Origin of the sequence: Pseudomonas sp. LTJR-52, assembly GCF_003691465.1 — a bacterium.
Taxonomy (GTDB): Bacteria; Pseudomonadota; Gammaproteobacteria; order Pseudomonadales; family Pseudomonadaceae; genus Chryseomonas; species Chryseomonas luteola.
The window spans coordinates 4,845,595-4,869,114 of sequence record NZ_CP033105.1 but is presented as its reverse complement, the minus strand read 5'-3'; the positions used below and the strand labels follow the sequence as shown (position 1 = coordinate 4,869,114).

The window sequence follows — 23,520 nt, the reverse complement described above, 5'->3', positions numbered from 1 at the left end:
CAAGGCGACCACGTACGGAATGCCGCTTGTTTCCTGATCGGTGTTGAGAATGGCAGTGGGCGGCGGCGGGCTCGCCATGTCTCACATCAACGATGCGGGCTACTGGATCTTCACTAAACTGGCTGGGCTGAACGTGGGCGACGGCCTGCGGACTTGGACCGTACTGACCATACTGCTGGGCTCCCTGGGGTTTATCTTGACCCTATTGCTCTGGCCCTTTGTCTGAACACTCGAAGGAGAGACCATGCCCCGCTTCGCTGCAAACCTGAGCATGCTATATCCCGAACACGACTTTCTCGACCGCTTTGCTGCGGCCGCGGCCGATGGCTTCAAGACAGTCGAGTACCTGTTTCCTTATGACTACCCAGCTGCCGAGCTCAAGACACGGCTCGACGACTACGGACTTGTCCAGGCGCTGTTCAACGCACCGCCTGGGAATTGGGCGACAGGGGAGCGCGGTCTCGCCTCCCTCCCCGGCCGCGAAGCTGAATTTCGGGATAGCATCGCCCGTGCGCTGGACTATGCTGCCACTCTGGGTAATGACCGCTTTCATGTCATGGCCGGACTGCTGCCGGCAGGCGCAGATCGCGCAGCACACCGTGAGGTATACCTGCAAAACCTCACCTATGCGACGCAGGAAGCGGCCAAGAGTGGCCTGACGGTAGTCATCGAGCCTATCAATACGCGTGATATGCCCGGTTTCTTCCTGAATCGGCAGGATGAGGCTCAGGCCATCTGTTCAGAAGTGGGTGCTGCCAACCTCAAGGTCCAATTTGACTGCTACCACTGCCAAATCGTAGAAGGAGATATCTCTGCAAAACTACGTCGTGACATAGCAGGTATTGGGCATATCCAGATTGCTGGCGTACCGGACCGCCACGAACCAGACAGCGGCGAAATCAATTATCCCTATCTGTTCCAGCTGATCGATGAATTGGGATACACCGGTTGGATCGGTTGTGAATACCGTCCCCGTGGAAATACATCTGAAGGCCTGGCATGGATGCGTCATCTGAGCGCTTAGGTCCTTTCTTCATGTCGGCGGGCGTTTCTGCGTCCGCTTCCTCTCATTATCTCCTTTAACAGCGTTACGCTTGCTCGGTTGCATTGGGCTGACTCCTACAGACCGCTTACGTTCCTGTAAATCTTCTGGTTTTAGACACAGCTCTCAACCAGTCTAGAACCGGCCCTACCGCTCGTAAGTTTCTCTGAACGAACCGTTCGTGACTCACTCCATTTTCACGAAGGGCATGAAAACACCCAGCTAAATCAACGGCAGGATAGACGGATGAACAACGACCAGTCTGATAGGCAAGCAACCGAAACGATACCTATCGTTGAGGAGCGTGCTGAGCTTCATAAAGAGACTGTCGAATCCGGCCGCGTCCGGATCAACAAGACCGTCGAGTCCAAGGAATACACTGTTTCTGACGCCTTGCGGTATGAGGAAACGGTTATCGAACGGGTTAAATTCGACACGCCAGTCGACCCCGCTCACCTTCCACAGGTGCGACAGGACGGTGATGTCACCATCATCCCTGTTTTCGAAGAAGTTCTGGTTGTTGAAAAACGCTTGATGTTGAAGGAAGAACTTCATGTCCAACGCGTCACTCGTGAAGCACAACGTACCGTGCCGGTCACATTGAAACGCGAAAACGTGACTGTGGAACGCAGCCACTCTCATCCGGAGTCAGATCACTCCGGTTCCGCGCGGTAATCGCAGTCTGCACCGCCCAATCGAATCGCAGCACAGCTGCCGAAGAGAACGAAAGGTGACCTTATGAAACAGCACATTCTAGTTGCAGCATTTGACCACGTTAACGAAGCAGAACAGGTTAAGCGTGAGCTTTTGTCCAAAGGCGTATCCCAAACGAACATCCGTATGGCCGCCTCTAACGAATCCCCCGTGCTCGACGGCACGACAGATACTTCCATGCGGTCCGACACCCGTACTCACGACGATGAATCAATGACCGACAAGATCGGCGGCTTCTTCCGCTCAATCTTTAGCGACAGCGACACCCATAATAGCCGCTACGCCGATACTTATCCTGAAGCGGTACGCCGTGGATCCACCGTAGTGACTGTTACCGTCAATGACGACGCACAAGTAGGTGTCGTTGAAGAAATCATGGAGCGCAATGGCGCAATTGATATCGACGAGCGCAGCGCCAATTGGAGCAACCAGGGTGCAATCGGCTCTTCAGCGACCACCATGGGCACCAGCGCCGCTACCGGGCCGGTATCGAGTGACTACCCCAACACAGCTTCTACACTGGGTGTAGGGTCCACTACCCTCGCTGACCAGACGCCTACTGAAGCGACTGACCGCACGGCCATTCCAGTCATGGAAGAAGAATTGAAGGTCGGCAAACGTGAAAACAGCCTGGGCCGCGTACGAGTGGTATCACGTATGAGTGAGCGTCCCGTTGAAGAAACGGTCAACCTCAGCGAACAGCATGCCGTTATCGAACGTCGCCCTGTCGACCGCCCAGTCTCCACTGACGATCTTTCTGCCTTCAAATCTGGAACGGTAGAGATCCAGGAAACGGCAGAAGAAGCCGTTGTTGAGAAGACCGCTCGAGTCGTGGAAGAAGTCGTGGTAGGTAAGGAAACGACTCATCATAACGAAACGGTTCGTGACACAGTACGCCGTACCGATGTAGACATCGAAAATGACAATGTCGCAACCCGGGCTAGCATGCGGGGCACCGATCATATGGACGATATCGATCCTACCACCCGCACCAAACGCTAATCGTCTGTTTAGCGAAAAGGCCACCTAATGGTGGCCTTTTTGTTTTTACGTCTCTGATTACTTGGTTATGTGCATGGGTTTGGTAGTTTTCTTAAACCATTAACAGGGCTGGTATTATTGCATAATTCCGTTATTTGTTTTAAGGAGCAACAACAACCGCGTCCCATTTATGAGTGATAGCCGTCACAATTTATGGGCAGTCTGGTAAAGACTCATTAACAGAACATTAATAAACGGCGCTTTTCTTTCCACATAAAGCAAACTAGATCACACAAATAAGCAAATCTGCCGCTTGAAGCGGCGAGCTTTTTTGGCAAGCGCTAAGCATAGGTGCTACACGGAGATATAGGATTTTTCTGTGGCCGAGCGCACAAACGTTTTGGATCAAAATCCCCGTACGCGACGGTGAAAGGCACTTATGCGCGGTCGGTAGTAGATGGCCGCGGTGGATATCAGTGATAGCCATTCATGATGCAGTGCCAAGGAAACCACCCCGCTCTGGCTTGTCGCCAGGCGAGCCCTTGGCCATGGAGCGGCGTTGTTAAGAGGGTCAGGACGATGCTTTTTAACTCGTTTGCGTTTATAGCCGGATTTCTTCCTGTCGTACTGTTAGGCTTTTTTGTTTTGGGTGGGACGGGTCGACAACGCTTGGCGATCGTCTGGCTGACACTAGCCTCCCTGGTATTTTATGGTTGGTGGAATCCAGCCAACGTTCCACTGTTGGCCGCAAGCATGATCTTTAATTACCTGCTGGGTGGCTATCTACTTCGCAACCCTTCCCGCTGGGCCCTGACACTAGGTATTGCCGCCAACCTGGCACTGCTGGGGTACTACAAATACAGCGGTTTTCTGCTCGGCACGCTTGATGATGTGCTCGATACAGGCTGGACGGTCAGTGACATCATTCTACCCCTGGCCATTTCGTTCTTCACGTTCCAGCAAATTGCCTATTTGGTCGATGCACACGACGGTGAAGTTGTTGAACATGATTTTCTCAACTACTGCCTTTTCATTACCTTCTTTCCGCACCTGATCGCCGGACCGATTACCCATCACCGTGAGATGCTGGAGCAGTTTCGCGAACGCAACAACTTCAAACCCCGCCTGGATAATCTCACTATTGGCACCACTATCTTCCTGCTGGGGCTATTCAAGAAGGTTGTTATCGCCGACCCGCTGGGTGAAAAAGCTTCGCCGGTGTTTGCATTGGCAGCCGACGGCGTGACGCCCTCTTTCTTCGACGCATGGACCGGCGCGCTTACCTACACCCTCCAGATCTATTTTGATTTTTCCGGCTATAGCGACATGGCGATCGGCCTGGGGCTTCTTTTTGGAATAAGCCTACCGGCCAACTTCAACAGCCCGTTCAAGGCGCGCAACGTGATCGACTACTGGTCTCGCTGGCACATGACGCTGACACGCTTTCTGACCGCCTATATCTACAATCCCATCGTCATGCGGATTACCCGTGCACGGCTGGCTGCCGGTAAGCCCCTGCCCAAGCGCGGAAAAATGTCGCTTGGTACCTTTGTAGCGCTGGTGGCCTACCCTACCCTTTTCACCATGTTTATTTCCGGCGTCTGGCATGGGGCCGGCTGGCAATTCGTAGCATTCGGGCTACTGCACGGTTTTTACCTTGTGGTCGCCCATGGCTGGCGTGCCTATAAGGTCAGTAAAGGCTGGAAGCTCGATAGTGATAACCGAATCCATCAGGTCGCTGCATTGCTGCTCACCTTCACCTGTGTGGTGGTGGCCATGGTGTTCTTCCGAGCCGAAAGCGTGTCCGCTGCCATGGCCATCCTCACCGGCATGGTGGGCCTGAGCGACGTCTCGACCAAGCTCGACAAGTCCGATTTCCTGGCCATCGCTATGTTGCTGGCCTTTGTCTGGACCATGCCCAATATCGGCCAGTGGATGCATCACTTCCGCACTGCCCTGAACTTTCGGCCAAAGGAAAACTGGATCGAACACTGGTTCCCCTCCGTGGCGTGGCGGCCTACGCCAGTGCTAGGCGCTGCCTTGGGTGTACTGGGTTTTTTTGCATTGGCCTCTGCGTTCTCTGCGGCCCCGACCGAGTTTCTTTACTTCCAGTTCTAAGTGTCGAAACAGGAGCATTCCATGATGGACCTATTACCCTGGCTTCCCCCTCATCCAGATCTCGGCGCAGCGATCAGCGAGGCCAAGCGAGAGCCAGACCCTGCCAAGCGGCTCAGTCAGGCGGCTTATTTATCCGGATTTCGACGCGACTTCACCCTTACCATCCGACTGGATAAACTTGCCGCAGAAGGACTGAGTGATCTCACCATAGCAGGAGATCTGGCAGCACTGGGTTTGCGTCCCTTGCGCATCGCCCTGCTTTCCTCCCATACCGTGGACCATCTCGCTCCTGCCATTCGGGTAGCAGGTCTCTCCCGGCGTCTGGCCTTGTCCGTGTATGTTGCCCCGTATGGCATGTATCGACAGGCCTTACTAATGGACGACCCTGCGCTATCGTCCTTTGCCCCTCAGGTGATTCTGTTGGCCGTGGATGCAAAAGACACTTCCCTGCAGCTGCCCCTGGATGCATCAGAGGCGCAGGTTTCAAGCGCCGTTGAGACGCGTATCGAGGAGTTACGCCACCTCTGGCGCCTCGCCCGGGAACGTTACGCAGCGCAGGTTATTCAGCAAACGCTTGTCACTGCAGAACCCTTGCTGTTCGGCTCATTCGAAGCCCATGTTCCAGCCGCGCCCTTTGCCATAATCGAGCGGCTCAATACCGCCATCCGTGCAGCGGCAAAGGAAGAAGGTGTACTGCTGATGGACCTGGCGTGGCAAGCTGCACAAGGGATGTATGGCACCGGTCTGGCTGAGCCTGTGCGGTGGCACCAAGCCAAACAGCTGGTCAGCCCAACGCTGGCCCCCCTTTATGGCGATCAGCTGGCAAGGGTTGCTGCTGCCGGGGTCGGTCTCTCACGCAAGTGCCTGGTTTTGGACCTTGATAACACTCTGTGGGGCGGCGTGATTGGCGACGATGGTGTTCATGGCATCCAGATAGGCCAGGGATCACCGGCCGGTGAAGCGTTTCTGGCATTCCAGCATTACGCAGGGAAGCTGGCCAAACGAGGCATCATTCTCGCGGTCTGTAGCAAGAACGATCTGGCAGTAGCTGAAGCGGCGTTCGACCACCCTGAAATGGGTCTCAAGCGCTCCGATATCGCCGCCTTTGTCGCCAACTGGGAAGACAAAGCCGGCAACCTGCGGCGTATCGCCTCCCTGCTCAATATCGGACTGGACAGCCTAGTCTTTGTCGACGATAACCCGGCTGAGCGTGACATTGTTCGCCGTGAGCTACCCGAGGTGGCGGTGCCGGAACTTCCCGAGGATGTAGCCGACTACCCTGCTCGCGTAGCGGCTGCCGGTTATTTCGAGACAGTCTCGTTCACCACAGACGACACTGCACGCAGCCGTCACTATGCCCTTAACGCCGAACGCAAGGTTGCCATGAGCCAGGCAACCGACATGGAAGGTTACCTGCGCGGTCTGCAGATGGTTCTTACCGCTACCACCATCGGTCCGGCAGAGTTGATCCGTACCACGCAGCTGATTAACAAGACCAATCAGTTCAACCTTACGACGCGCCGCTACAGCGAAGTGGAGGTCGAACGCCTTGCAGCAGATAATCATGCAGTTGCCCTTGCGGTGCGCCTGAGCGACAAATTCGGTGATAACGGCCTGATCAGCGTAGTTCTCGCACGCGCAGATACCGCATGGGCTCAGGATGAACTTCTTATCGATACCTGGCTGATGAGCTGCCGCGTCCTGGGCCGTCAGGTAGAAGAGGCCGTCCTCGACGTACTGATCAAACGCGCGACGGCAGCTGGCTGGGCAGCGCTCATCGGTGAATATCGCCCTACCGACCGGAACGGCATGGTTGCCGAACATTATGCAGCGCTGGGCTTCGATCATTGCCCAGCACCTGAAGGCGCTATCCCCAACGCCAGCTTCTGGCGTTATGACCTGCTCTCACCCCGTACTTCCCGCCACTTCATCGAGGTTACTGACGTATGAACGATAAGGACATTCTCAACGCACTGACCCAGGTCTTCCGCGATGTGTTTGATGACGAGGACATTGTGCTTGCCTCAGACATGACCGCTGACAACATCGACGGCTGGGACAGCCAGACGCATGTCATCCTGATCGTGGCGGCAGAGCAGCGTTTTGGTATCAAGTTCAGGACCGCAGAGCTTGAGTCACTCAAGAATGTGGGCCATTTCGCTCAGCTGATCCAATCCAAACTCGAAGGAGCAGCGGTGTCATGAAGACTTCAGCAGCGGATGACAAGCCCACCTCCAGTTCCGGCAGCAGGATTTCTGCCGGCTACCTGCTGGCACTATTTGGCGGAATGGCAGGTGCCCTCGCGGCGTTCTGGATGCTGCTGCTCGGCCTGCGCGGCACAGATAACCTGCCCCCACCGGCATTCTCCAATAGCCTGTGCGTTGATGAGAAACTCAGCTTTCTACGTGAAAATCCCATCGAATCGCCAGACCTGCTGGTGATAGGGTCATCTGTAGCCTGGAGGCATATCGATGGTGATGCCATCGTCAGGCATTCCCCAGGTACGCGCCCGCTGAACGGCGCCTTCTGTGGTCTGCATGCCAATCAATCGGTATACGTTGCCAACTGGCTACTTGACCGGGAACCTACCGTCAGGCATGTCCTGATGGTAGTCGACCCCCAAGACTTTGCAGGTTGCTGGCGTGTTTCGGCTGCCGTATTCAATCGCAACGATGTTGATCAGTACGTGTATGAGAAAACGTCACCCTGGCTTTACTATATGCACTATTTCTCACCCGGCTCGCTGATGCGCAATGCCTTGAAGGTAAAAGATCAGCGCGCCAACCGTATCGAGTTCGATCCCTTGGTGTTCAATCGCCATGGGGACGGCCCGCTCAATACGGTGAACAGTCGTGAATTGCTTTATGGCCGCCCGGAGGCGCTGGATTCAACCTGTTTCAATGCCCTACAAACCCTGGCTACCCGTTTGTACCAGGAGGGACGGCAATTAACGGTCGTATCCACGCCATTACATCCTGACTGGAAAGCCCAGCAAGATCCAACAGGTGTATTTCTGGCTAACTTCGACCAGCAGCTTGCTACCGCCCTGGCGCCAACCAAGGCCCAGTATTGGAATGGCGACAAGGAATGGATTACCGCCAAAACATCCTTTATAGATGCAATCCACCTGCGCTGGTCAGCCGCCCAGAAGTTTTCCGAGGCCATGGTACAAGAGATCCGAATCGCCAGAAATGACGTCGCGCCTGGAACCTGAGCGTTCTGAAATACGCCGACATGGAGGTCGGCAAGCCTCACGCTTACCACCTCACAGCCATCTGCGATATACACTATGTCTTGATACTGGTACGGCACCGATAAATAGAGGCATTTGTGGATTTACTATTTCTGGGCACGTCTGCCGGCGTACCGACCAAGAAGCGCAACGTGACCGGGCTTGCCCTACAGGAAGAGATGGGCAGTGACTGGTTTCTGATTGATTGCGGCGAGGCAACTCAGCACCGGCTACTGCGTACACGTCTGTCGCTGCATGATCTGCAGGCCATCTTCATTACACATGTCCATGGTGACCACTGTTATGGCTTGCCAGGCCTCCTGGCCAGCGCAGGCATGTCAGGCCGAAAGAAGCCACTTCCCATCATTGCCCCGGCGGGCATTGCCGAATGGTTTAACGCGACTCGACAATTCACCCAGTTGTACCTGCCCTTTGACGTAGAGTTTCTGCCGGCTGAGGCGCTGGGGCAGTGGGCATTTCCACGGTGGACGGTCGATGCTACGCCCCTCTCCCATCGCGTGCCCTCTTTCGGCTATCGGTTTACCGAAACAGCCCGTGAGCCTCATCTAAACACTGAAAAATTGAATGCCGAAGGTATTGCACGCGGCCCAATCTGGGGACAGCTGCGTAAAGGCATTGATGTGGTCCATGAAGGCCAAACGTTTAAAAGCGCCGATTATGTGTACTACCCCCATGCGGCTCGCTGCCTGGTCGTTTGCGGTGACAACGATCAGCCCGAGCTGTTGCGGACCTTTTGCCAGCCAGCTCAGGTGCTTGTTCATGAGTCGACATATACACAAGATATTGCAGACAGGGCTGGCGATACATTCGGACATAGCTCAGCGGCCGGGATTGCGAGCTTTGCCCAATCCAGCGGGCTGCCCAATCTTGTCCTGACGCACTTTAGCGCCCGCTATCAAGCCAATCCGGAGCAGTCTCCCTCCATTGAGGATATCCGTAGTGAGGCTGCACACCATTACCAGGGCTCGCTGTTTCTGGCAGAAGACCTTGCTCGATATCGGCTAGCCAAAACAGGGGTACTAAGCCTTGTTTCTGTGTGATCACTGGGTAGATGAGACCGGTAGCATCGTATGCCCTTGAACGCTCACGCCATTGACTCACTGCTTACGTCCAACGTCGACGGCGAGTAGCAGCTGTGATCCGGGACTAAAGCTTACCTGTTTCAGCTGCCGTAGTCGTATATAAGGATTGATGGATGTTTCAAGATATTACAGGATTAAGACGTAACAGATAGGTCCATAATTATACACGTACAATTTTCATGTAGAAGATTAAAAAGCAAATCTGCACAATTGCGCCGTTCCAACGAAGCGCTATCTTAATCAGCGTCTGGTATCTACTTAGCAAAACTTGTATTTGAATAAAGTTCAAAGAATTTAATGACTTAGCAATTCTGCAACTTATCTTTCACCCAGCTTTCCATTGAATACAGGTTGTATTTGAACCTGTTCTGTAGTGATGTCATAGCTCATGAAGTGTGCTCCTCTGTATCGCCGCGTTTAGTGTGTTGGCGAAGTTGTTGTACTCGCGGCGATACAGTTTTTTATTCCCTTTGTTTTTCCGTCTGTACGCAGCCGCATACGGAGCGTGAGGGCAGTAAGCCGGAGTTACCTTTTCATCAGGACATGCTTTCACAGTGTTTTGCATGCGAAGTTTAAGATGAGCTCAATCAACAACATTGTAGTTATTACCTCCTCCCTTCCTGGTCTAAGAGCCTTATGCCAGCTCGCCAGCATGTTTCCTTCCCGCCTGGAAACCTGTGTCGTTGTGATGCTTCGTGTAGCAACCGACAGCCCTGTAGAGGCGCTCGTAACGCTTATGGGACGCTATACCTTCCTTCCCGTAAAAGTATGCACACCCGGCGAGCTACTCGTGGCGGGCTGCGTCTATCTTACTCCGCCTGGGTATCAAGTTACTATAGAGCCCAAGGGCATGGTCAGGCTTAAACGGCTTGATTCCGCAAGGCATGAGCATGCCTCAGCAGATGAACTGTTCACCTCTGCAGCCAAGGTATTTGGGCCGCGTACAATAGGCGCGGTGTTATCAGCATCGGGACGAGACGGCGTCGAGGGCTTGTGCGCCATCAAAGGCGCCGGGGGAATCTGTATCGTGGAGGATCAAAGACAGGCTATTAGCTCGACCACGGCTATTCATGAACTTAGCGCCTGTAACCCGAACTATTGCGTGCCGGTAAAAGAAATGGGGCTTTTGCTTGCCCAACTAACGACTCAGCACTAACCCGCTTCATGTGACATCGCGACGGATCGTATTTAATCGTTTTTGCTTAATGATCAATGCTGCAAGAGGTGTCTTATGTCCGTGCCTGAGTTTTCTGACAAGGAAATCCTCACCTACACACTGGATGTCTTGAGAGAGCAGATTTGCCTGTATCGCGAACAGGTACCTGCCCCACTGCTTAACAATATCGAACAGGTTCTGGGTGGGCCGGTATGCAAGCCAGCCGAAGAACTCGAACAGCTGCGTTTCAACCAGTGGCTAGCATTGCACGCGTTCGATGCTCCTCTGGATGTTCATGAGAGAAAATGGTTATGGAAGGGCTGGCTGGCTCGAGCCAAATATCCTGAAAGTACTACATGAAGACAGCCATAGTTAGGCCAGGCAGTTGTCTGGCCTAACTATGGGACAAGCATCAAAGCAGGCTCAGCCAAGCCGATCCCAATAACAGCAGGCCCATGAGACGGTTGAAGTATCTGACACGGATGGCAGAATCGAGCCAGCGCGAAACGCTAGCGCCCAGCACTGCCCATGCCGTCAGACACGGAATCGATATCGCAAAGAATACAGATGTCAGCTGTACCACCTGCGCGGCCTTGTCTGACCCGGCTTGCGTAAACACGCTGATAACGGCGATCGCCATCATCCAGGTCTTTGGATTTATCAGCTGCAACCCAGCCGCTCCGCCAAACCCGACGCGCTTGTCACTGGCCATGGACTCACTCATCTCATTCAATGGCGTGGCTGGGCTGCTAAAGATCTGCCAGGCCAGATAACTCAACCACAGCACGCCGGCCGTGCTCATCACGAGCTGGATCAACGGGTAGCTCGTCAGGCTTTCGCCAATCCCCACGCCTGTTACCAGCACGATACCGGCCGCGCCCGCACACCCGCCCAGCACAATAGGTAATGCCTTCCAGAATCCATAGCGGGCACTGTGACTTAGCACCAGGATGTTGGTAGGCCCTGGAGTGATGGAGGCTACCAGAGAGAACAGAATGAACGGCACAGAAATCATCATATCGACTCCACAGTTATACGGCTGAAGTCGATTGTGGGGTTAGCTGCGTGAGGCGTCTGGAAGATTTGAGCAGCGCTTGCGGTAGCTGGCTGGAGTCAGCCCATAGGCGCGGCGGAACCAACGGCCCATGTGGCTCTGATCCGCAAAACCGAGTCTCACGGCAACCTCGGCCGGTTGATCGCCTTTCGCCAACATAAAACGAGCCTTGGCGAGTCGCAGCTGGATGAGGTAGGCATGGGGTGCCAAACCAAAGGCGGCCTTGAAGGCTCGGGTCAAGCGAAATCGATCCACGCCTACGGTATTAGCAAGCTCATCCAGGCCTACATCGTCCTGCATGTGAGCGTGAAGATAATCTCGAACGCGATAAGCTACCAATGGAAGTCTGGGATCATAAGCTCCCCGCATTCGCCATTTCACATGGTCGGTCAGCTTGATCAGCAGTTGATCCAGCGCGGTCTGCCTTACTATTCTCAAATCATTGTATTCGAGCGCTTTGAACGCATCGGCAATGGCGATCATGAGTTCGGTCTGATCGGTCAGTGTTGCGCCAAAACTGGGAAGGCATTGTACAGGCGCATCCTCATGCAACATCCTCAGCTCACGCTCGATCCACTGCGGCTCCAAATAAAGCATGGAGTAGGTAAACCCACCCTCTGCCGGCGCATGGCCGTCGTGAATCTCACCCGGCTCAAGCATGAAGACCTTACCAGGGGTGCTGACGTGCAGCGCATTGCGGCAGCTGAACTGCTGCACGCCTTGCTCGGTAAACCCTACAAGATAGCTGTCATGCCAATGGGGATCATAAGCATGACCCTCAAAATGAGCACGAATGGTCTCGATACCGGTTTCGGCGTCCTGGCTTAGATGAACCCAGCTTTTCCTGTCGTCTGTCATAGTTAGGACTTTCGCCTTGATATCATGGACGGCAACAAACAGATCGTCTTGGTATCGTATCAGCCTCTTTCCGATTGAATCTGGAACATTTGTGCAGTCATATTGGGCGTTGGCTTAATTGGCGCAGCCAGGACCAACCCAGGAATCTGTTCAAACGACATGCGTGCAGACCAACATCCCGCTTGTTTCTTGGAACTGTAACGGTTAGATCTCGAAGCGATTTAACCCGGTTTCTCGAGCCAGACTTTCCGTCTGAAAAGAGCACCATTGAAGAACACCTTGCCAGATGCTTACGGGACGTACTGGTACTTACACCTATACAACAGATCACTGATCCTGGGGAAAAGGATCTAATTATAGATGTCTGCGTCAAGGATTTTCGCTGGGGAACAGTCTTGTTACCTAACATGGGAGCGATTGACTGTCTGCTTCTTTGGCGTCCCAAAACTGCATTGGAGGCAACGCTAAATAGCGTAATACCAGGCGCCCCCAGGACTGTCTTTTTGTGAAAGAAATAATGACTTGGAGATCATACTTGCGTCTGCGGCTTTCCTGGAAAGCTGTTTTAAATCTTAAGCCAGCGGTAGGACGGCAAGGGCTTGAGGGCCATTGTATCTAGCCTGTAACCGACTTTTGCTTCAGGTTAGACAGTATCTGTAGTCCATAGACACACCTCATTATCGATGTCTCAAATAGGGCCACGCTCAAACCGGTACACATCCATCGCCAGTATCTGATGGTTTATCTCGCTGAACCATACGCGTGCCTCGCTTTGCTCACCTGCTGCACCCAATGCAACGAAAAGAGGTAACAAGTGCTCATCACTCGGGTGAGCCTGAACGCCCTCCAGTGACTGCTCACGGTAGTCCAGCAGAGCGGCTATATCTCGAGCCTTCAGGCGGTCTTGCATCCACGCCTGAAAGACTGTGACGTAGCGGGGAACGGACCGGTGCGGCCTGCGAAAATCGCCCAGGTTATGTGTCAGACTGCCTGACGCGATAAGGAGTACGTCGTCAGCCAATGATGACGCTAATGCCTGACCGAGCTGGTAGTGATAGGCGGGGCCCTTGTTTTCATCAATGGACAGGTTGACGACTGGAACATCGGCATCAGGATACATGTAACGCAGTGGCACCCACGCGCCATGATCCAGCCCGCGATTAGGATCAATACGTACCGGCAACCCCTGAGCCTGTAACGCCTCTGCCAGCTGAAAAGCCAGGTCAGGTTCACCCGGCGCGTTGTAGCGCAGCGCATAAAGCGCCTGAGGAAAGCCATAAAAGTCATGGATGGTGTCATGCTGCGCGGTCGTTCCGAGCACTGGATATGGCGCCGAAAAATGAGCGGAGACTATTACAATGGTTCTCGGACGTGGTAACGCCGCGGCAAGCTCCGTCCAGGCCTGCCCTGCCCGCCCTGCATCCAATGCCTCCATTGGCGAACCGTGGGATATGAAAATCGTGGGAAGTCGGCTCATGGTGTTCTCCTCAAGGATGCAGCGCGGTTTAGAACATTAATCCTTACGAAACGATGGCTTCAGAGCCAAGGCACCGGGCCCCAGGAGTGCCAACGCAGCGGCCGTGACTGCCAGAAAAACAGGATACTCCCAGCCGCCATCAGCTGCGGTAAATGACCAGCCATTTCCAAAGTGTACGGAAGAGGCTGCCAGTAATTGTACCGCCGCAACGGCTGCAACCCAGCGAGGCAGGATGCCCAGTATCAGCATTGCACCCACCAGAATTTCGAAGAACGTAACCGGATAGGCCAGCACGCCTGGAAAACCAACCGATTCAAAGAACTGTGCGGTACCCGGCAAGGTAAAGACGAACAGCTTTGTAAGGCCGTGGGCCAGAAACATGATACCTAGCGCTAAGCGCAACAGAAGCGCGGCATAGGAAGCGGTACGAGTATCCATCGTTAAATCCTTAGAAAAAGGTGCGATCGGTCAGATACCGCTATTCTTTGTATTTCCCTTTTAGAGATAAATAGGGTAAATAAAAATGAATTATTTACATTTTGGAAATCGATATGGATACGCTTTCTGCGCTATCTGCCTTCGTCAAAGTAGTGGAACTAGGATCATTCGCTGCGGCCGCTGATCGACTTGAACTGTCCCGCTCGGGACTTACGAAACTGATCGCCTTTCTTGAGCGTAAATACGATGCGAGACTGCTTAACCGGACGACACGCAAGCTAAGCCTTACCGATGCGGGTCGTGCACTCTATGAGCGCATTCTTCCGTTGCTGGCCGAGTTTGATGACCTGGAAACAGCCCTGCAGTCTGATGTCCAGCATCCGCGGGGGCGGCTACGGGTCAATGCCCCGTTCTCCTTTGGTATCCTGCAGCTGGCCCCCGTAATTGCCCTATACATGGAGCAATACCCAGAGGTATATGTTGATCTTGAACTGAATGACCGAGTCGTTGACCTTGTAGAGGAAGGTTTCGATCTGGCAGTACGTATTGGCCAGCTCGACGACTCCAGCTTAGTCGCACGTCAACTGGCCGTACTCGACGTAGTGGTGTGTGCCTCACCGCTCTACCTGAAACAGCATGGAACGCCAGCGCATCCACTGGAACTCAGACAACACCGCTGCCTCAACTATACGTACGCGCGCCAGGGTAATGAATGGCTCTTTCAACGCGACGAAGAAGAAGTACGAGTCAAGGTATCCGGGATGTTTCGGGCCAATAACGGCGATGTTTTGCGAACTGCAGCCTTGGCAGGTCATGGAATTATTCTGCAGCCAAGCTTCATCATTGGCGATGACATAAAAGCTGGCCGCCTAGTACCGCTACTGCAAGCGTGGAAGACCAGCTACACCCCCATTCTCTATGCTGTTTACCCTCACCGCCGCTTCCTTTCAGCCAAAGTGAGGACATTTATCGAGCATCTGCAACATAGTCTAGGAGGCGGTTTGCCTACAGGTTAGCGATGGATTTCACGACACTGGTCTCTGCAGGTGCAGCGGGTTCTACACGCACTGTTCGAATAGCCTCTACCAGATCCTCCTCCGCTACATGCGCTGCCGTTTCCTGGAGCAAAGAACGCAGATTCTTTTCAATCGTTGTGCACAGACTATCCATGGCGATCTGGTGCTGGCTGTCGGCAAAAGGTGCCTGAAGCTCGGTTCCTATTCGCTCTAATGCGAGCAGCATGAAACCTACCACAGAGGAAACAACAGGGGTGTACCAGCCTAATGTACTGACTAGCCCCATGGGCATGATGATGCAAAAGAGCGTTGTAAAAAGTCTTGGAAAATAGACATAGGGATAAGGTAATGGCGTGTTGTTAATGCGTTCCATGCCGCCCTGGCAGTTGGACATATCCACGAGAGTCGATTCAATTCGTGCCAACCGGATACTATCGAGGCGACCCTGGTTTAGCTCTCTAACCAATAGCTGTGCGGTGCCGTTGAGTATGTCATTGGGGAAATTGCTGCTGCCTTCAGCCATTGATAACTCGTGCCGGGCCAGGTAGGGTCCCGCAGCTTCTACGCATGAGGTACCCTTCAGATGTGCGCGCAGTGCATTGATATAGGCCATATGACGTAGCAGAAGAACCATCTTTACTCGATTACGCCCTATACCCACATCATCAATAAGTGTCATCACCTGCCGGCCGAAACTGCGAGAGCTATTGACCATTGCGCCCCACAAGGTACGCGCTTCCCACCAGCGGTTATAGGCACTGCTATTACGAAAGCTGATCAGCACTACCAATGCTGAACAAAGCAATGTCAGGGGCGTGAGTGGCAAGTCAATCGGGTCTTTTACGTACAGCATAGCCTCTGCTGTGACGGCTATGTCCCACACAAGCAGCCAGAACAAAGACCAACCTACATAAAAGAAGGTCTTGCGTAACAAGGCGACTTTCTTATGGATCGACCTGGACATCGGAACACCTTTAGCAGCGCAATGAATGGTTGCCTATCTCTACTGGCTCGCCGCGGACTTGCCGTAAAAGAGTTTTCGAATCAGCAACCTGTTCTATTCAGAACGTGTCGGCCATCTGATTCATAACCTTTGGCAAGGCTCGACGGGTGGTTAGGCTAACTAGCGCGCTAAAAGCGTTTTATAAGGTCTAGCCAGGGCAACGGACCGCCTATCGATTCCTCTCAGCTTCTTGATCCACCAGTAATATTCAACCGATAAAACTCATGCAGCTTTTCCTGCAGTAGTTTCTTGTCGGGCAAATGGGTCTGGTATTCCGCTACAAGCGCAGGCGAAAAAGATCGATTCAACGCGTACTCAACGACTTCATCATCCTTGCTGGCACAGAGCAGAACACCAATTGCAGGATTTTCATGCACCTTGCGTACGGTGCGGTCCAGCGCCTCAAGGTAGAACTCGAGTTTACCCAGATATTCCGGCTCGAATCGGCCTACCTTGAGCTCGATGGCCACCAAGCAATTCAGGCCCCGATGGAAGAACAGCAGGTCCAACGCGAAATCCCGTCCACCGACCTGTAAGGGATACTCGGAGCCGACGAAGCAGAAATCCCGCCCGAGTTCGATCAGAAAATCCCTGAGTCGCTGCAGCAGTCCGTGGTGCAAATCAGCCTCTGCATGTCCCTCCGGAAGCCCAATAAATTCGACCATATAGGCATCCCTGAACACACTCAGCGCCTCAGGATGACTTTGTCTCAGCGCTGCCGAGACTTTTGCAGGCTGCGTAACGGAGCGCTCAAACAGTGCAGACTTGAACTGCCGCTCCAACTCACGGCTGGACCACCGTTCCTGCATGGCCAGCCGTAAATAGAACTCACGCTCTTCGGGGCGCTTGCTCTGACTGAGAACAATGAGGTTGTGGGTCCATGGTAACTGCCGTACCAGAGCGGCTAGTGATGGTTCGTTACGGTACGCTTCATAGAACTGGCGCATTCTGAACAGATTGGCGCGAGTGAAACCACGCAAGCCGGGTTGAGTCTGTGCAAGATAGCGCGCCAACTGATCGACGACCCCGTCTCCCCACTCCGCGGTTTCAAGCTTGGCGCTGATATACGCCCCTACCCGCCAATACAAATCGATCAACTCGATGTTGACGGCCTGAACCGCTCGCTGGCGAGCGGTGGAAATAAGACTGGCCACCTCAGCAAAACGCTTGTCATCCAGAGGCAGATTGGGCGTGGTCTGATCAGACATACCGTGGAGAACGTCCAGGATAATTATTGGAAACGGCCGATTTAAAGTGACTCTTTAGGTTATCTCGACCTGGTAACGAAAGCCTTCTGCCGCACCCCGAGACACTCTGTACTCAATGGGAAGCCGGTCATAGCCCAGCGCGATACGCTCGATCACGACAACCGGTTTGCCCTCCTCGATTTCCAGAATCCGAGCCGTCTCAGCCGAAGCCGATTCCACCGTCAGCGTTTCCTGCGCTGATGCGACATGCTGGCCGCATTGCTGCTCGTAAAAGGGATAAAGCAGATTGCCGAACCTGCTCGGCTCTACGTCTAGAAGATTGGAAAACTTGGAACCGGGAAGCCAGATATCCTCATAGAATTTCCGCTGCCCCTCGATGACACGGACGCGCTCCAGATGTACTACCTGCTCATGCTTCTTGAGAATCAATGCATGGATCACGGCCTGAGGAGGCTGCTCGAGCGTGCGGCTGAGTACCTGACTGGTCGGCACAGCCTGGCTACCGGACGAATCTATCTGGCGAAAAAAACGAAAGAATGAGGCATTGAAGCTTGGCCGACGAACAAACGTCCCCCTGCCCTGGCTTCGTTCGAGCAAGCCCTCGCTCACCAGCGTATCCACTGCCTTCCTCACCGTCCCGATGGCAACGCCATAGAGCTTGGTCAATTCAGCCTCGGTGGGGATCGACTGGCCTGGCAACCATTCACCTGACGCAATCCTGGCCAGTATTTCATCACTCAACCGTTGATAGAGCGGTAAACGCTCATCCTGTCCCAGCTTTGCGTTGTTCATATCGTCATCCAAACGACTGGTAGACCTACTTTACCACGAGCACCGCCGGGTGATGCATTGACAGCTAACACGCATCGCTATACGTTCCTCTATTCATATAGATGAATATATGTTTTATGGGCAAGGGTGGTGGTTACCTTTGCCAAAAACACACAACAAGGGTAGTGCCCATGTCTCAGCCATATATGCCCATCACGGGTATCGATACCCATGCACATATTTTTTCCCGTGACCTTCCCCTGACCGAAAACCGGCGCTACAGCCCTGACTACGATGCCCTTGTGGAAAGCTATCTGGCTCATCTGGAGCAGTGTGGGCTTTCCCATGGCGTGTTGGTACAGCCCAGCTTCCTGGGGACCAACAATAACTTCATGGTAGGTGCGCTGCGGGTCTATCCGGAACGGTTACGTGGCACAGCGGTAGTCAATCCAGAAGTCAGTGACGCCGAACTCAATGAATTGGAAAAAGCAGGAGTAGTGGGTGTAAGACTGAACCTGGTCGGGCTTCCGCTGGAAGATTACTCACAGCCACGGTGGCAAACCTTTTTCAAGAAGATGGCAGACCGAAACTGGTCGGTCGAAATCCAGCGTGCCATGGAAGACCTCTTCCTTATCGTTCCAACGCTATTGGATGCAGGGGTCAATGTTGTCATCGACCACTTCGGCTTGCCCGCCGGCTGTATAGATCCTGAAACGCCAGAGCATCAGGCCTTCCTGTCGCTTCTGCCTGACTCGGCTATATGGGTCAAGCTGTCCGCCACCTATCGAAGCAAGGCCAGTCTAGAGCAAGCCACCCAAATGGTTGATATATTGCGCAACGCCTATGGACACTCAGATCAGCTGTTATGGGGTAGCGATTGGCCTCATACCCGCTTCGAGGACCAGACCGATTATGATGCCCAGTTTTCAATAATGACCTCCCTCCTCCCGGATGCGCTGGAAAGAAGGAAAGTGCTGGTGGACAACCCGGCCAGACTATTCAAGTTCAAGCCCTGAGAACCAGACAATAACAACAAGGAAAGACAATTATGATGAGTCTGCTCGTCGTGACGGCGATTGCCGTTGCCATTGTCCTTGGGTACAAGACCCGGATCAATATCGGCCTGTTTGCTATCGCCTTCGCTTACCTGATCGGCTCGTTTGTGATGGGCATGAGTCCGTCGGAAGTCATCAACCTCTGGCCGCTCAAAATCTTCTTTATCATTTTCTCGGTATGCCTGTTCTACAGTTTTGCCATCGTTAACGGCACGCTGGAAAAACTGTCGGAGCATTTGCTGTACAGCTGCAGAAAAGTACCCTACCTGTTGCCCTACGCCGTTTTTGTTACCGCCACTCTGATCGCGGCCTTAGGCGCTGGGTACTATACGGTACTGGCATTTATGGCGCCTATTACGCTGCTCTTGTGCGAACGAACCGGCATGAGCCTAATATTAGGTTCGATGGCAGTAAATTACGGAGCATTAGGTGGCGCCAATTTTGTCTCAAGCCAAAGCGGGATTATCTTCCGCGGCCTGATGGTAAATGCAGGAGTTCCGGAACAAACCGCCTTTATCAACAGCTTTGGCATTTTCGCCAGTACGATTGTAATTCCACTACTGGTCATCACTGGCTTTGTCCTGCTCAGCGGGCCCAAGCAGTCTATGAAGGAGGCTGCGTTCAACATCAGCGCACCTACACCCTTCACAAAAGATCAGAAAACCACGCTGTGGTTGACCCTTCTAATGATGGGGCTTGTCTTGCTGGCTCCTATCGCCCACCTTATCTTCCCCCAGAATGACACGATCAGCTTTATCAACTCGAAGATGGATATTGGTCTGATCGCCAGTGTTTTCTCCGTGATTGCACTGCTGCTCAAGCTGGGCGATGAGCGCAAGGTCATGGCTACGCTCCCCTGGTCTACCATCATCATGATCTGTGGCGTAGGTATGCTGATCTCGGTTGCGATCAAGGCCGGCACGGTTGATCTCCTGGCGTCCTGGATCAGCGCCAACATACCGGCCGTCCTGGTACCTGTTGCTTTCGGTGTCGTCGCGGCGCTGATGTCCTTGTTCTCAAGTACATTGGGCGTGGTAACACCTGCGCTCTTCCCGATCGTGCCCGCAATTGCCGCTAACCTGTCCATTGATCCGATGATCATTTTCATCTGCATCGTGGCGGGGGCACAGGCAACCTCTATTTCGCCTTTCTCTTCCGGGGGAAGCCTGCTGCTGGGCTCATGTCCCACTGAACAAAGCCGCTCTGCTCTCTTTCCCAAGCTCCTGTTCAAGGCAGCGCCACTCGGCTTCATCGCCGCCCTGGTGTTCAACTTTGTTTTGACATTCTGCTTGTAACATTGGCGTGTTCGCCAAGCCCCGGGTTAATCACCCGGGGCTTTTCCGTCTTGATTACAGAAGTGTCATGGTAGTTTGTTAGCTTTATAATGGGCTGGTATTACTAAGAAAAAATAGCATTTGATGCAAAACGAAGGCACCAGGGTTGATTCAATGGTTTAGACGCTTCACCCTAACGTCGAGCCTGTATTCGAGCGGTGAGTCCACTGTCTAACGTCAATTCTTCTCGCGCCCTACGCTGGTTTCGGCGTTTAGGCTGGGCCAGTGTAGTTTTCCTGTTATTGCTGGCATCCGGTTCGCTCGGCTTTGCGTTGTTGATTCGCTCGCTGGGTATTACACACTGGAATCTACAAGGGCTGTATCTGAATACTCACTCGATAGGGTTACAGAGCCTATCGCTTGTCCAAAACGATAAGGATGGTACAGAGCAGTCACTCAACACAGGGCCACTGATGTTTGAGTGGACCGGGCGTCATCTCAGGATCGATCACGTTGAGCTCGCGCTGATTGCTATTCCAAACGGTGCCAGCAGTGAGCCCACTGCTCCTCTGCACCTTGACGCTCCTCTCGCCATACCGACATGGCTACCCGATCGTCTGGATGCACCTGATTTCACGTTGTCTCTGCCCTGCGCACAAGGCCAATGCAGGTTGGAAGGCTCCTTGAGTGCAAGCCAGGCAAACAACCAGGCCTTGCCCCTCAGCCTGGAGCTCACGCTTCGTCATGAGGGGCGCACATTACAAACCCTGGCCTTGCTTGAGGGCACACCAGAGGCACCGCGCCTGACAGCCAACCTTGCCATTGATGATCAGCCAAGGCTTGCGCTACGGACTGCGCTAACGCCCCACGGCGACGGAGTGGCTTGGAGCGGTGACCTCCTGATTCCTGCCTTTAATGAAGGCCCCTGGGTTCTGGACTGGATCAACCAGTGGTGGCCAATGCCTGCCGTGAACGCTGAATCCCTGCCGGGTGCTCTTCGAGTACAAGGTAACTGGCAGTTGTCCCTACCTAACACAATTGACAACCTCCAGTCCCTGCTTAATGCACAAGGCAGTATTCGGCTTGATGCGCATTTACCCCAAGCCTGGCCGGTGCCAGGACTGGGATCACTTCAAGGCGATGCCAGCGTGGATGCTACAGTGGATCACGGCTATGTAATGCCTCGAGCCATGCAAGCCGATCTGCAACTTGCAGTAAGGAACCAACCTTGGCAGCTCCAGCTCCCGCAGGGTATACGACCCGACCAACTCCATATCCGGGCGCAGACACCTGCATCTATTGATCAGCCGGACGTACTGCTCCCCCTCGACTTTACCCTAACCTCTCGTGGCGAAGCGGCTCTGGACCTGAAGGGACGCCTTAAGGTTGCTACTCAGGCCCCTTGGCGCCTCTGGGTGGATGGGCTTGATCTGCATGGGGCCGTTCCAAACTTTAAGCAATCCAGCGTTGCCGTTCACACTCTCGACGTCAAACTAAAGGCGCAAGGGAAGATGGATCAGCGCAGTGCTGAGCTGACCTTCTCCAATATCATGCTAGGTGCGCGCCAGCTGGACATCGGTAGCGGTACTTCGGGGACACGCCTGGACAACGTATCTGCAACTTCGCCTGGGCTCAACCTGATGGGGCGGCTGGACGATCAGCAGGACGTGCATTTTACATTGAAGGGCAACACTCAGCTCGAGACCAAGCGCATTGCTCACCCGCAGCTCAAAGCTGCCAAATGGGACTGGGATGGACAGCTTGAGTTGACGGATCGGGCGCTAGGTCTAAATGGTACACTCAGGACCGATACAGGCCTCAGCCTCAAGACCCGGCTTCGTCAGTCTCCTGATCAGTCGTTCGTCCTGGAAGGTACACTGGACACATTATTCATGCGGGCTGGAAATCCCTTTGCAGCCACATTTACCGCCTGGCCGGCCTTACTGGAATTCAATACGGGACGTCTTGACGGTCAGCTTGCCCTTCGTATCCCTCAACAAGGCGACATGAACCTGCATATTGATCTGGATGCTCAAGGTCTGGGCGGCATTTACGATCGTCTGGAAATGAATGGCGTTGGTGCAAAGGTTGCGCTTGATTTGAATAACGATCAGCTGAGCGTAGCATTGCCTGCGTTCAAAGCCGATAGCCTTAACCCAGGGTTTACTCTAGGTCCTCTTGAATTGAGCGGCGCCTATCGCGCTCGGCTGGATGATCCACTGGCCGGCACGCTGTCCTGGCAACAGGCTCAAACGGCCATATTGGGAGGTCGCCTGTGGATACCGCCAGGCCAAGGCAACCTGGGCGACTTCACGCTTGCGCTGCCGGTGCATCTCTCAGGTCTGCAAGTCGCTTCACTATTGGAAGCCTACCCGACCGAGGGGCTCAGCGGCGAAGGTACAATTGACGGGCAGTTACCCCTGCACTGGACGCGCCAGGGTATTCGCGTCGAGCAAGGCGTTGTCGGGGCACGTGGAGCAGGCGTGCTACGCTTCCGCTCGGATCGAATCAAGGCGCTGGGGCGGAGCAATCCCGGGATGAAACTGGTAGCCGATGCGCTCGACGATTTCCATTACGAGGTACTGCGTAGCGGCGTTGATTACCGTGAAGACGGTACACTGATACTTTCACTCCGCCTGGAGGGCCGCAACCCTGATATTGAAAAGGGACGAGCGTTCAACTTTGGAATCAACCTTGAAGAAAACATTCCGCAACTACTGACCAGTCTGCAACTGACTGACCGAGTCAGCGACACCATTCAACGTCGTGTGCAGGAACGCCTGCGTCGTGATCAAACTGGCCCCAAAACCGAGGAGAAGCCCTGATGGGGTTGCGCCCACTATTTGGCATGTTGCTCTTATGCCTCCTGACAGCAGCCTGTACACCTACCGTACAGGTCGCGGTTCCAAACGAGCCGATCAACATCAACCTGAACGTAAAAATCCAGCATGAAATCTACATCAAGGTAGACAAGGCACTGGACAACGTTCTCAGCGAAAACAGCGGTCTATTCTAAGGAG

At 53.8% G+C, this 23,520-nt stretch carries 22 protein-coding genes and 1 pseudogene; 16 read left to right on the top strand and 7 right to left on the bottom strand.

Going from position 1 to position 23,520, the window contains the following annotated elements:
- Positions 1 to 49 precede the first annotated feature (49 nt).
- The 11 genes and pseudogenes from EAW52_RS22495 to EAW52_RS22445 form a co-directional block, all read left to right on the top strand.
- A pseudogene (locus tag EAW52_RS22495) lies at positions 50 to 226 on the top strand (transporter); the annotation flags it as partial.
- A gap of 18 nt (positions 227 to 244) precedes the next feature.
- Complete coding sequence (gene otnI / locus EAW52_RS22490) at positions 245 to 1,024, top strand: 2-oxo-tetronate isomerase (protein ID WP_122044141.1); 780 nt, start codon at positions 245 to 247, stop codon at positions 1,022 to 1,024.
- A 264-nt stretch (positions 1,025 to 1,288) separates the two neighbouring features.
- The gene (locus EAW52_RS22485; protein WP_010798515.1) at positions 1,289 to 1,717 is read left to right on the top strand and encodes a YsnF/AvaK domain-containing protein; all 429 of its coding nucleotides are present in this window, start codon (positions 1,289 to 1,291) and stop codon (positions 1,715 to 1,717) included.
- 63 nt (positions 1,718 to 1,780) lie between these two features.
- The gene (locus EAW52_RS22480; protein ID WP_122044140.1) at positions 1,781 to 2,758 is read left to right on the top strand and encodes a YsnF/AvaK domain-containing protein; all 978 of its coding nucleotides are present in this window, start codon (positions 1,781 to 1,783) and stop codon (positions 2,756 to 2,758) included.
- A gap of 558 nt (positions 2,759 to 3,316) precedes the next feature.
- Positions 3,317 to 4,855, top strand: a complete 1,539-nt coding sequence (locus EAW52_RS22475; protein ID WP_122044139.1) for an MBOAT family protein — start codon at positions 3,317 to 3,319, stop codon at positions 4,853 to 4,855.
- Between the two features lie 24 nt (positions 4,856 to 4,879).
- Positions 4,880 to 6,805, top strand: a complete 1,926-nt coding sequence (locus EAW52_RS22470; RefSeq protein WP_122044893.1) for an HAD-IIIC family phosphatase — start codon at positions 4,880 to 4,882, stop codon at positions 6,803 to 6,805.
- Positions 6,802 to 7,059, top strand: coding sequence for an acyl carrier protein (locus EAW52_RS22465; protein ID WP_122044138.1), 258 nt, complete (start codon positions 6,802 to 6,804; stop codon positions 7,057 to 7,059). Before EAW52_RS22470 ends, EAW52_RS22465 begins: the two co-directional genes overlap by 4 nt.
- Complete coding sequence (locus EAW52_RS22460; RefSeq protein WP_122044137.1) at positions 7,056 to 8,069, top strand: hypothetical protein; 1,014 nt, start codon at positions 7,056 to 7,058, stop codon at positions 8,067 to 8,069. The genes EAW52_RS22465 and EAW52_RS22460 overlap by 4 nt, the downstream gene beginning before the upstream one ends.
- A 116-nt stretch (positions 8,070 to 8,185) precedes the next feature.
- On the top strand, positions 8,186 to 9,148 hold the full coding sequence (locus EAW52_RS22455) for a ribonuclease Z (protein ID WP_122044136.1): 963 nt from the start codon (positions 8,186 to 8,188) through the stop codon (positions 9,146 to 9,148).
- A 619-nt stretch (positions 9,149 to 9,767) separates the two neighbouring features.
- Complete coding sequence (locus tag EAW52_RS22450) at positions 9,768 to 10,346, top strand: chemotaxis protein CheB (RefSeq protein WP_122044135.1); 579 nt, start codon at positions 9,768 to 9,770, stop codon at positions 10,344 to 10,346.
- Between the two features lie 75 nt (positions 10,347 to 10,421).
- Positions 10,422 to 10,706: a hypothetical protein gene (locus tag EAW52_RS22445; protein WP_019363862.1), complete on the top strand. Its 285-nt coding sequence runs from the start codon at positions 10,422 to 10,424 to the stop codon at positions 10,704 to 10,706.
- A gap of 52 nt (positions 10,707 to 10,758) precedes the next feature.
- Here EAW52_RS22445 and EAW52_RS22440 read toward each other — a convergent pair whose 3' ends face one another.
- The 4 genes from EAW52_RS22440 to EAW52_RS22425 form a co-directional block, all read right to left on the bottom strand.
- Positions 10,759 to 11,364, bottom strand: coding sequence for a LysE family translocator (locus EAW52_RS22440; protein WP_372238869.1), 606 nt, complete (start codon positions 11,362 to 11,364; stop codon positions 10,759 to 10,761).
- Between the two features lie 39 nt (positions 11,365 to 11,403).
- Positions 11,404 to 12,258, bottom strand: coding sequence for an AraC family transcriptional regulator (locus EAW52_RS22435; protein ID WP_122044134.1), 855 nt, complete (start codon positions 12,256 to 12,258; stop codon positions 11,404 to 11,406).
- 688 nt (positions 12,259 to 12,946) lie between these two features.
- On the bottom strand, positions 12,947 to 13,735 hold the full coding sequence (locus EAW52_RS22430) for a dioxygenase (protein WP_122044133.1): 789 nt from the start codon (positions 13,733 to 13,735) through the stop codon (positions 12,947 to 12,949).
- 36 nt (positions 13,736 to 13,771) lie between these two features.
- A complete protein-coding gene (locus EAW52_RS22425) occupies positions 13,772 to 14,173 on the bottom strand; it encodes a DoxX family protein (RefSeq protein WP_122044132.1) in 402 nt (133 codons plus the stop codon).
- 113 nt (positions 14,174 to 14,286) lie between these two features.
- On the opposite strand from EAW52_RS22425, the gene EAW52_RS22420 reads away from it, so the two are divergent.
- Complete coding sequence (locus EAW52_RS22420) at positions 14,287 to 15,189, top strand: LysR family transcriptional regulator (protein WP_122044131.1); 903 nt, start codon at positions 14,287 to 14,289, stop codon at positions 15,187 to 15,189.
- On the opposite strand, the gene EAW52_RS22415 is transcribed toward EAW52_RS22420, so the two are convergent.
- The 3 genes from EAW52_RS22415 to EAW52_RS22405 form a co-directional block, all read right to left on the bottom strand.
- Positions 15,179 to 16,153 carry a bestrophin family protein gene (locus EAW52_RS22415; RefSeq protein ID WP_122044130.1) on the bottom strand — a complete coding sequence of 325 codons (975 nt, stop codon included), beginning with the start codon at positions 16,151 to 16,153 and terminating at the stop codon, positions 15,179 to 15,181. The genes EAW52_RS22420 and EAW52_RS22415 overlap by 11 nt on opposite strands.
- Before the next feature lie 221 nt (positions 16,154 to 16,374).
- Positions 16,375 to 17,400, bottom strand: a complete 1,026-nt coding sequence (locus tag EAW52_RS22410) for a YhcG family protein (protein WP_122044129.1) — start codon at positions 17,398 to 17,400, stop codon at positions 16,375 to 16,377.
- Between the two features lie 54 nt (positions 17,401 to 17,454).
- Positions 17,455 to 18,192 carry a GntR family transcriptional regulator gene (locus EAW52_RS22405; RefSeq protein WP_122044128.1) on the bottom strand — a complete coding sequence of 246 codons (738 nt, stop codon included), beginning with the start codon at positions 18,190 to 18,192 and terminating at the stop codon, positions 17,455 to 17,457.
- 170 nt (positions 18,193 to 18,362) lie between these two features.
- On the opposite strand from EAW52_RS22405, the gene EAW52_RS22400 reads away from it, so the two are divergent.
- The 4 genes from EAW52_RS22400 to EAW52_RS22385 all read left to right on the top strand — a co-directional run bounded on the left by EAW52_RS22400 (position 18,363) and on the right by EAW52_RS22385 (position 23,516).
- Entirely contained in the window at positions 18,363 to 19,187 is an 825-nt protein-coding gene (locus EAW52_RS22400; protein WP_122044127.1) for an amidohydrolase, read from the top strand.
- Between the two features lie 32 nt (positions 19,188 to 19,219).
- Positions 19,220 to 20,521, top strand: a complete 1,302-nt coding sequence (locus EAW52_RS22395; RefSeq protein ID WP_122044126.1) for an SLC13 family permease — start codon at positions 19,220 to 19,222, stop codon at positions 20,519 to 20,521.
- Positions 20,522 to 20,718: 197 nt separating this feature from the next.
- A complete protein-coding gene (locus EAW52_RS22390) occupies positions 20,719 to 23,325 on the top strand; it encodes a YdbH domain-containing protein (RefSeq protein ID WP_162997691.1) in 2,607 nt (868 codons plus the stop codon).
- Positions 23,325 to 23,516 (top strand): YnbE family lipoprotein, encoded by a 192-nt coding sequence (locus EAW52_RS22385; RefSeq protein ID WP_019363875.1) that lies wholly within the window; start codon positions 23,325 to 23,327, stop codon positions 23,514 to 23,516. Before EAW52_RS22390 ends, EAW52_RS22385 begins: the two co-directional genes overlap by 1 nt.
- Positions 23,517 to 23,520: the final 4 nt, after the last annotated feature.

Bases quoted from the DNA above. Each gene is read 5' to 3' on its own strand.
- EAW52_RS22430 (WP_122044133.1), bottom strand. From the start codon at position 13,735: ATGAGCCGACTTCCCACGATTTTCATATCCCACGGTTCGCCAATGGAG.
- EAW52_RS22420 (WP_122044131.1), top strand. From the start codon at position 14,287: ATGGATACGCTTTCTGCGCTATCTGCCTTCGTCAAAGTAGTGGAACTA.
- EAW52_RS22450 (WP_122044135.1), top strand. From the start codon at position 9,768: ATGAGCTCAATCAACAACATTGTAGTTATTACCTCCTCCCTTCCTGGT.
- EAW52_RS22435 (WP_122044134.1), bottom strand. From the start codon at position 12,258: ATGACAGACGACAGGAAAAGCTGGGTTCATCTAAGCCAGGACGCCGAA.
- EAW52_RS22405 (WP_122044128.1), bottom strand. From the start codon at position 18,192: ATGAACAACGCAAAGCTGGGACAGGATGAGCGTTTACCGCTCTATCAA.
- EAW52_RS22400 (WP_122044127.1), top strand. From the start codon at position 18,363: ATGTCTCAGCCATATATGCCCATCACGGGTATCGATACCCATGCACAT.
- EAW52_RS22465 (WP_122044138.1), top strand. From the start codon at position 6,802: ATGAACGATAAGGACATTCTCAACGCACTGACCCAGGTCTTCCGCGAT.
- EAW52_RS22475 (WP_122044139.1), top strand. From the start codon at position 3,317: ATGCTTTTTAACTCGTTTGCGTTTATAGCCGGATTTCTTCCTGTCGTA.
- EAW52_RS22395 (WP_122044126.1), top strand. From the start codon at position 19,220: ATGATGAGTCTGCTCGTCGTGACGGCGATTGCCGTTGCCATTGTCCTT.
- EAW52_RS22480 (WP_122044140.1), top strand. From the start codon at position 1,781: ATGAAACAGCACATTCTAGTTGCAGCATTTGACCACGTTAACGAAGCA.
- EAW52_RS22385 (WP_019363875.1), top strand. From the start codon at position 23,325: ATGGGGTTGCGCCCACTATTTGGCATGTTGCTCTTATGCCTCCTGACA.
- EAW52_RS22425 (WP_122044132.1), bottom strand. From the start codon at position 14,173: ATGGATACTCGTACCGCTTCCTATGCCGCGCTTCTGTTGCGCTTAGCG.
- EAW52_RS22440 (WP_372238869.1), bottom strand. From the start codon at position 11,364: ATGATGATTTCTGTGCCGTTCATTCTGTTCTCTCTGGTAGCCTCCATC.
- EAW52_RS22470 (WP_122044893.1), top strand. From the start codon at position 4,880: ATGGACCTATTACCCTGGCTTCCCCCTCATCCAGATCTCGGCGCAGCG.
- EAW52_RS22460 (WP_122044137.1), top strand. From the start codon at position 7,056: ATGAAGACTTCAGCAGCGGATGACAAGCCCACCTCCAGTTCCGGCAGC.
- EAW52_RS22415 (WP_122044130.1), bottom strand. From the start codon at position 16,153: ATGTCCAGGTCGATCCATAAGAAAGTCGCCTTGTTACGCAAGACCTTC.
- EAW52_RS22445 (WP_019363862.1), top strand. From the start codon at position 10,422: ATGTCCGTGCCTGAGTTTTCTGACAAGGAAATCCTCACCTACACACTG.
- EAW52_RS22485 (WP_010798515.1), top strand. From the start codon at position 1,289: ATGAACAACGACCAGTCTGATAGGCAAGCAACCGAAACGATACCTATC.
- EAW52_RS22410 (WP_122044129.1), bottom strand. From the start codon at position 17,400: ATGTCTGATCAGACCACGCCCAATCTGCCTCTGGATGACAAGCGTTTT.
- otnI (WP_122044141.1), top strand. From the start codon at position 245: ATGCCCCGCTTCGCTGCAAACCTGAGCATGCTATATCCCGAACACGAC.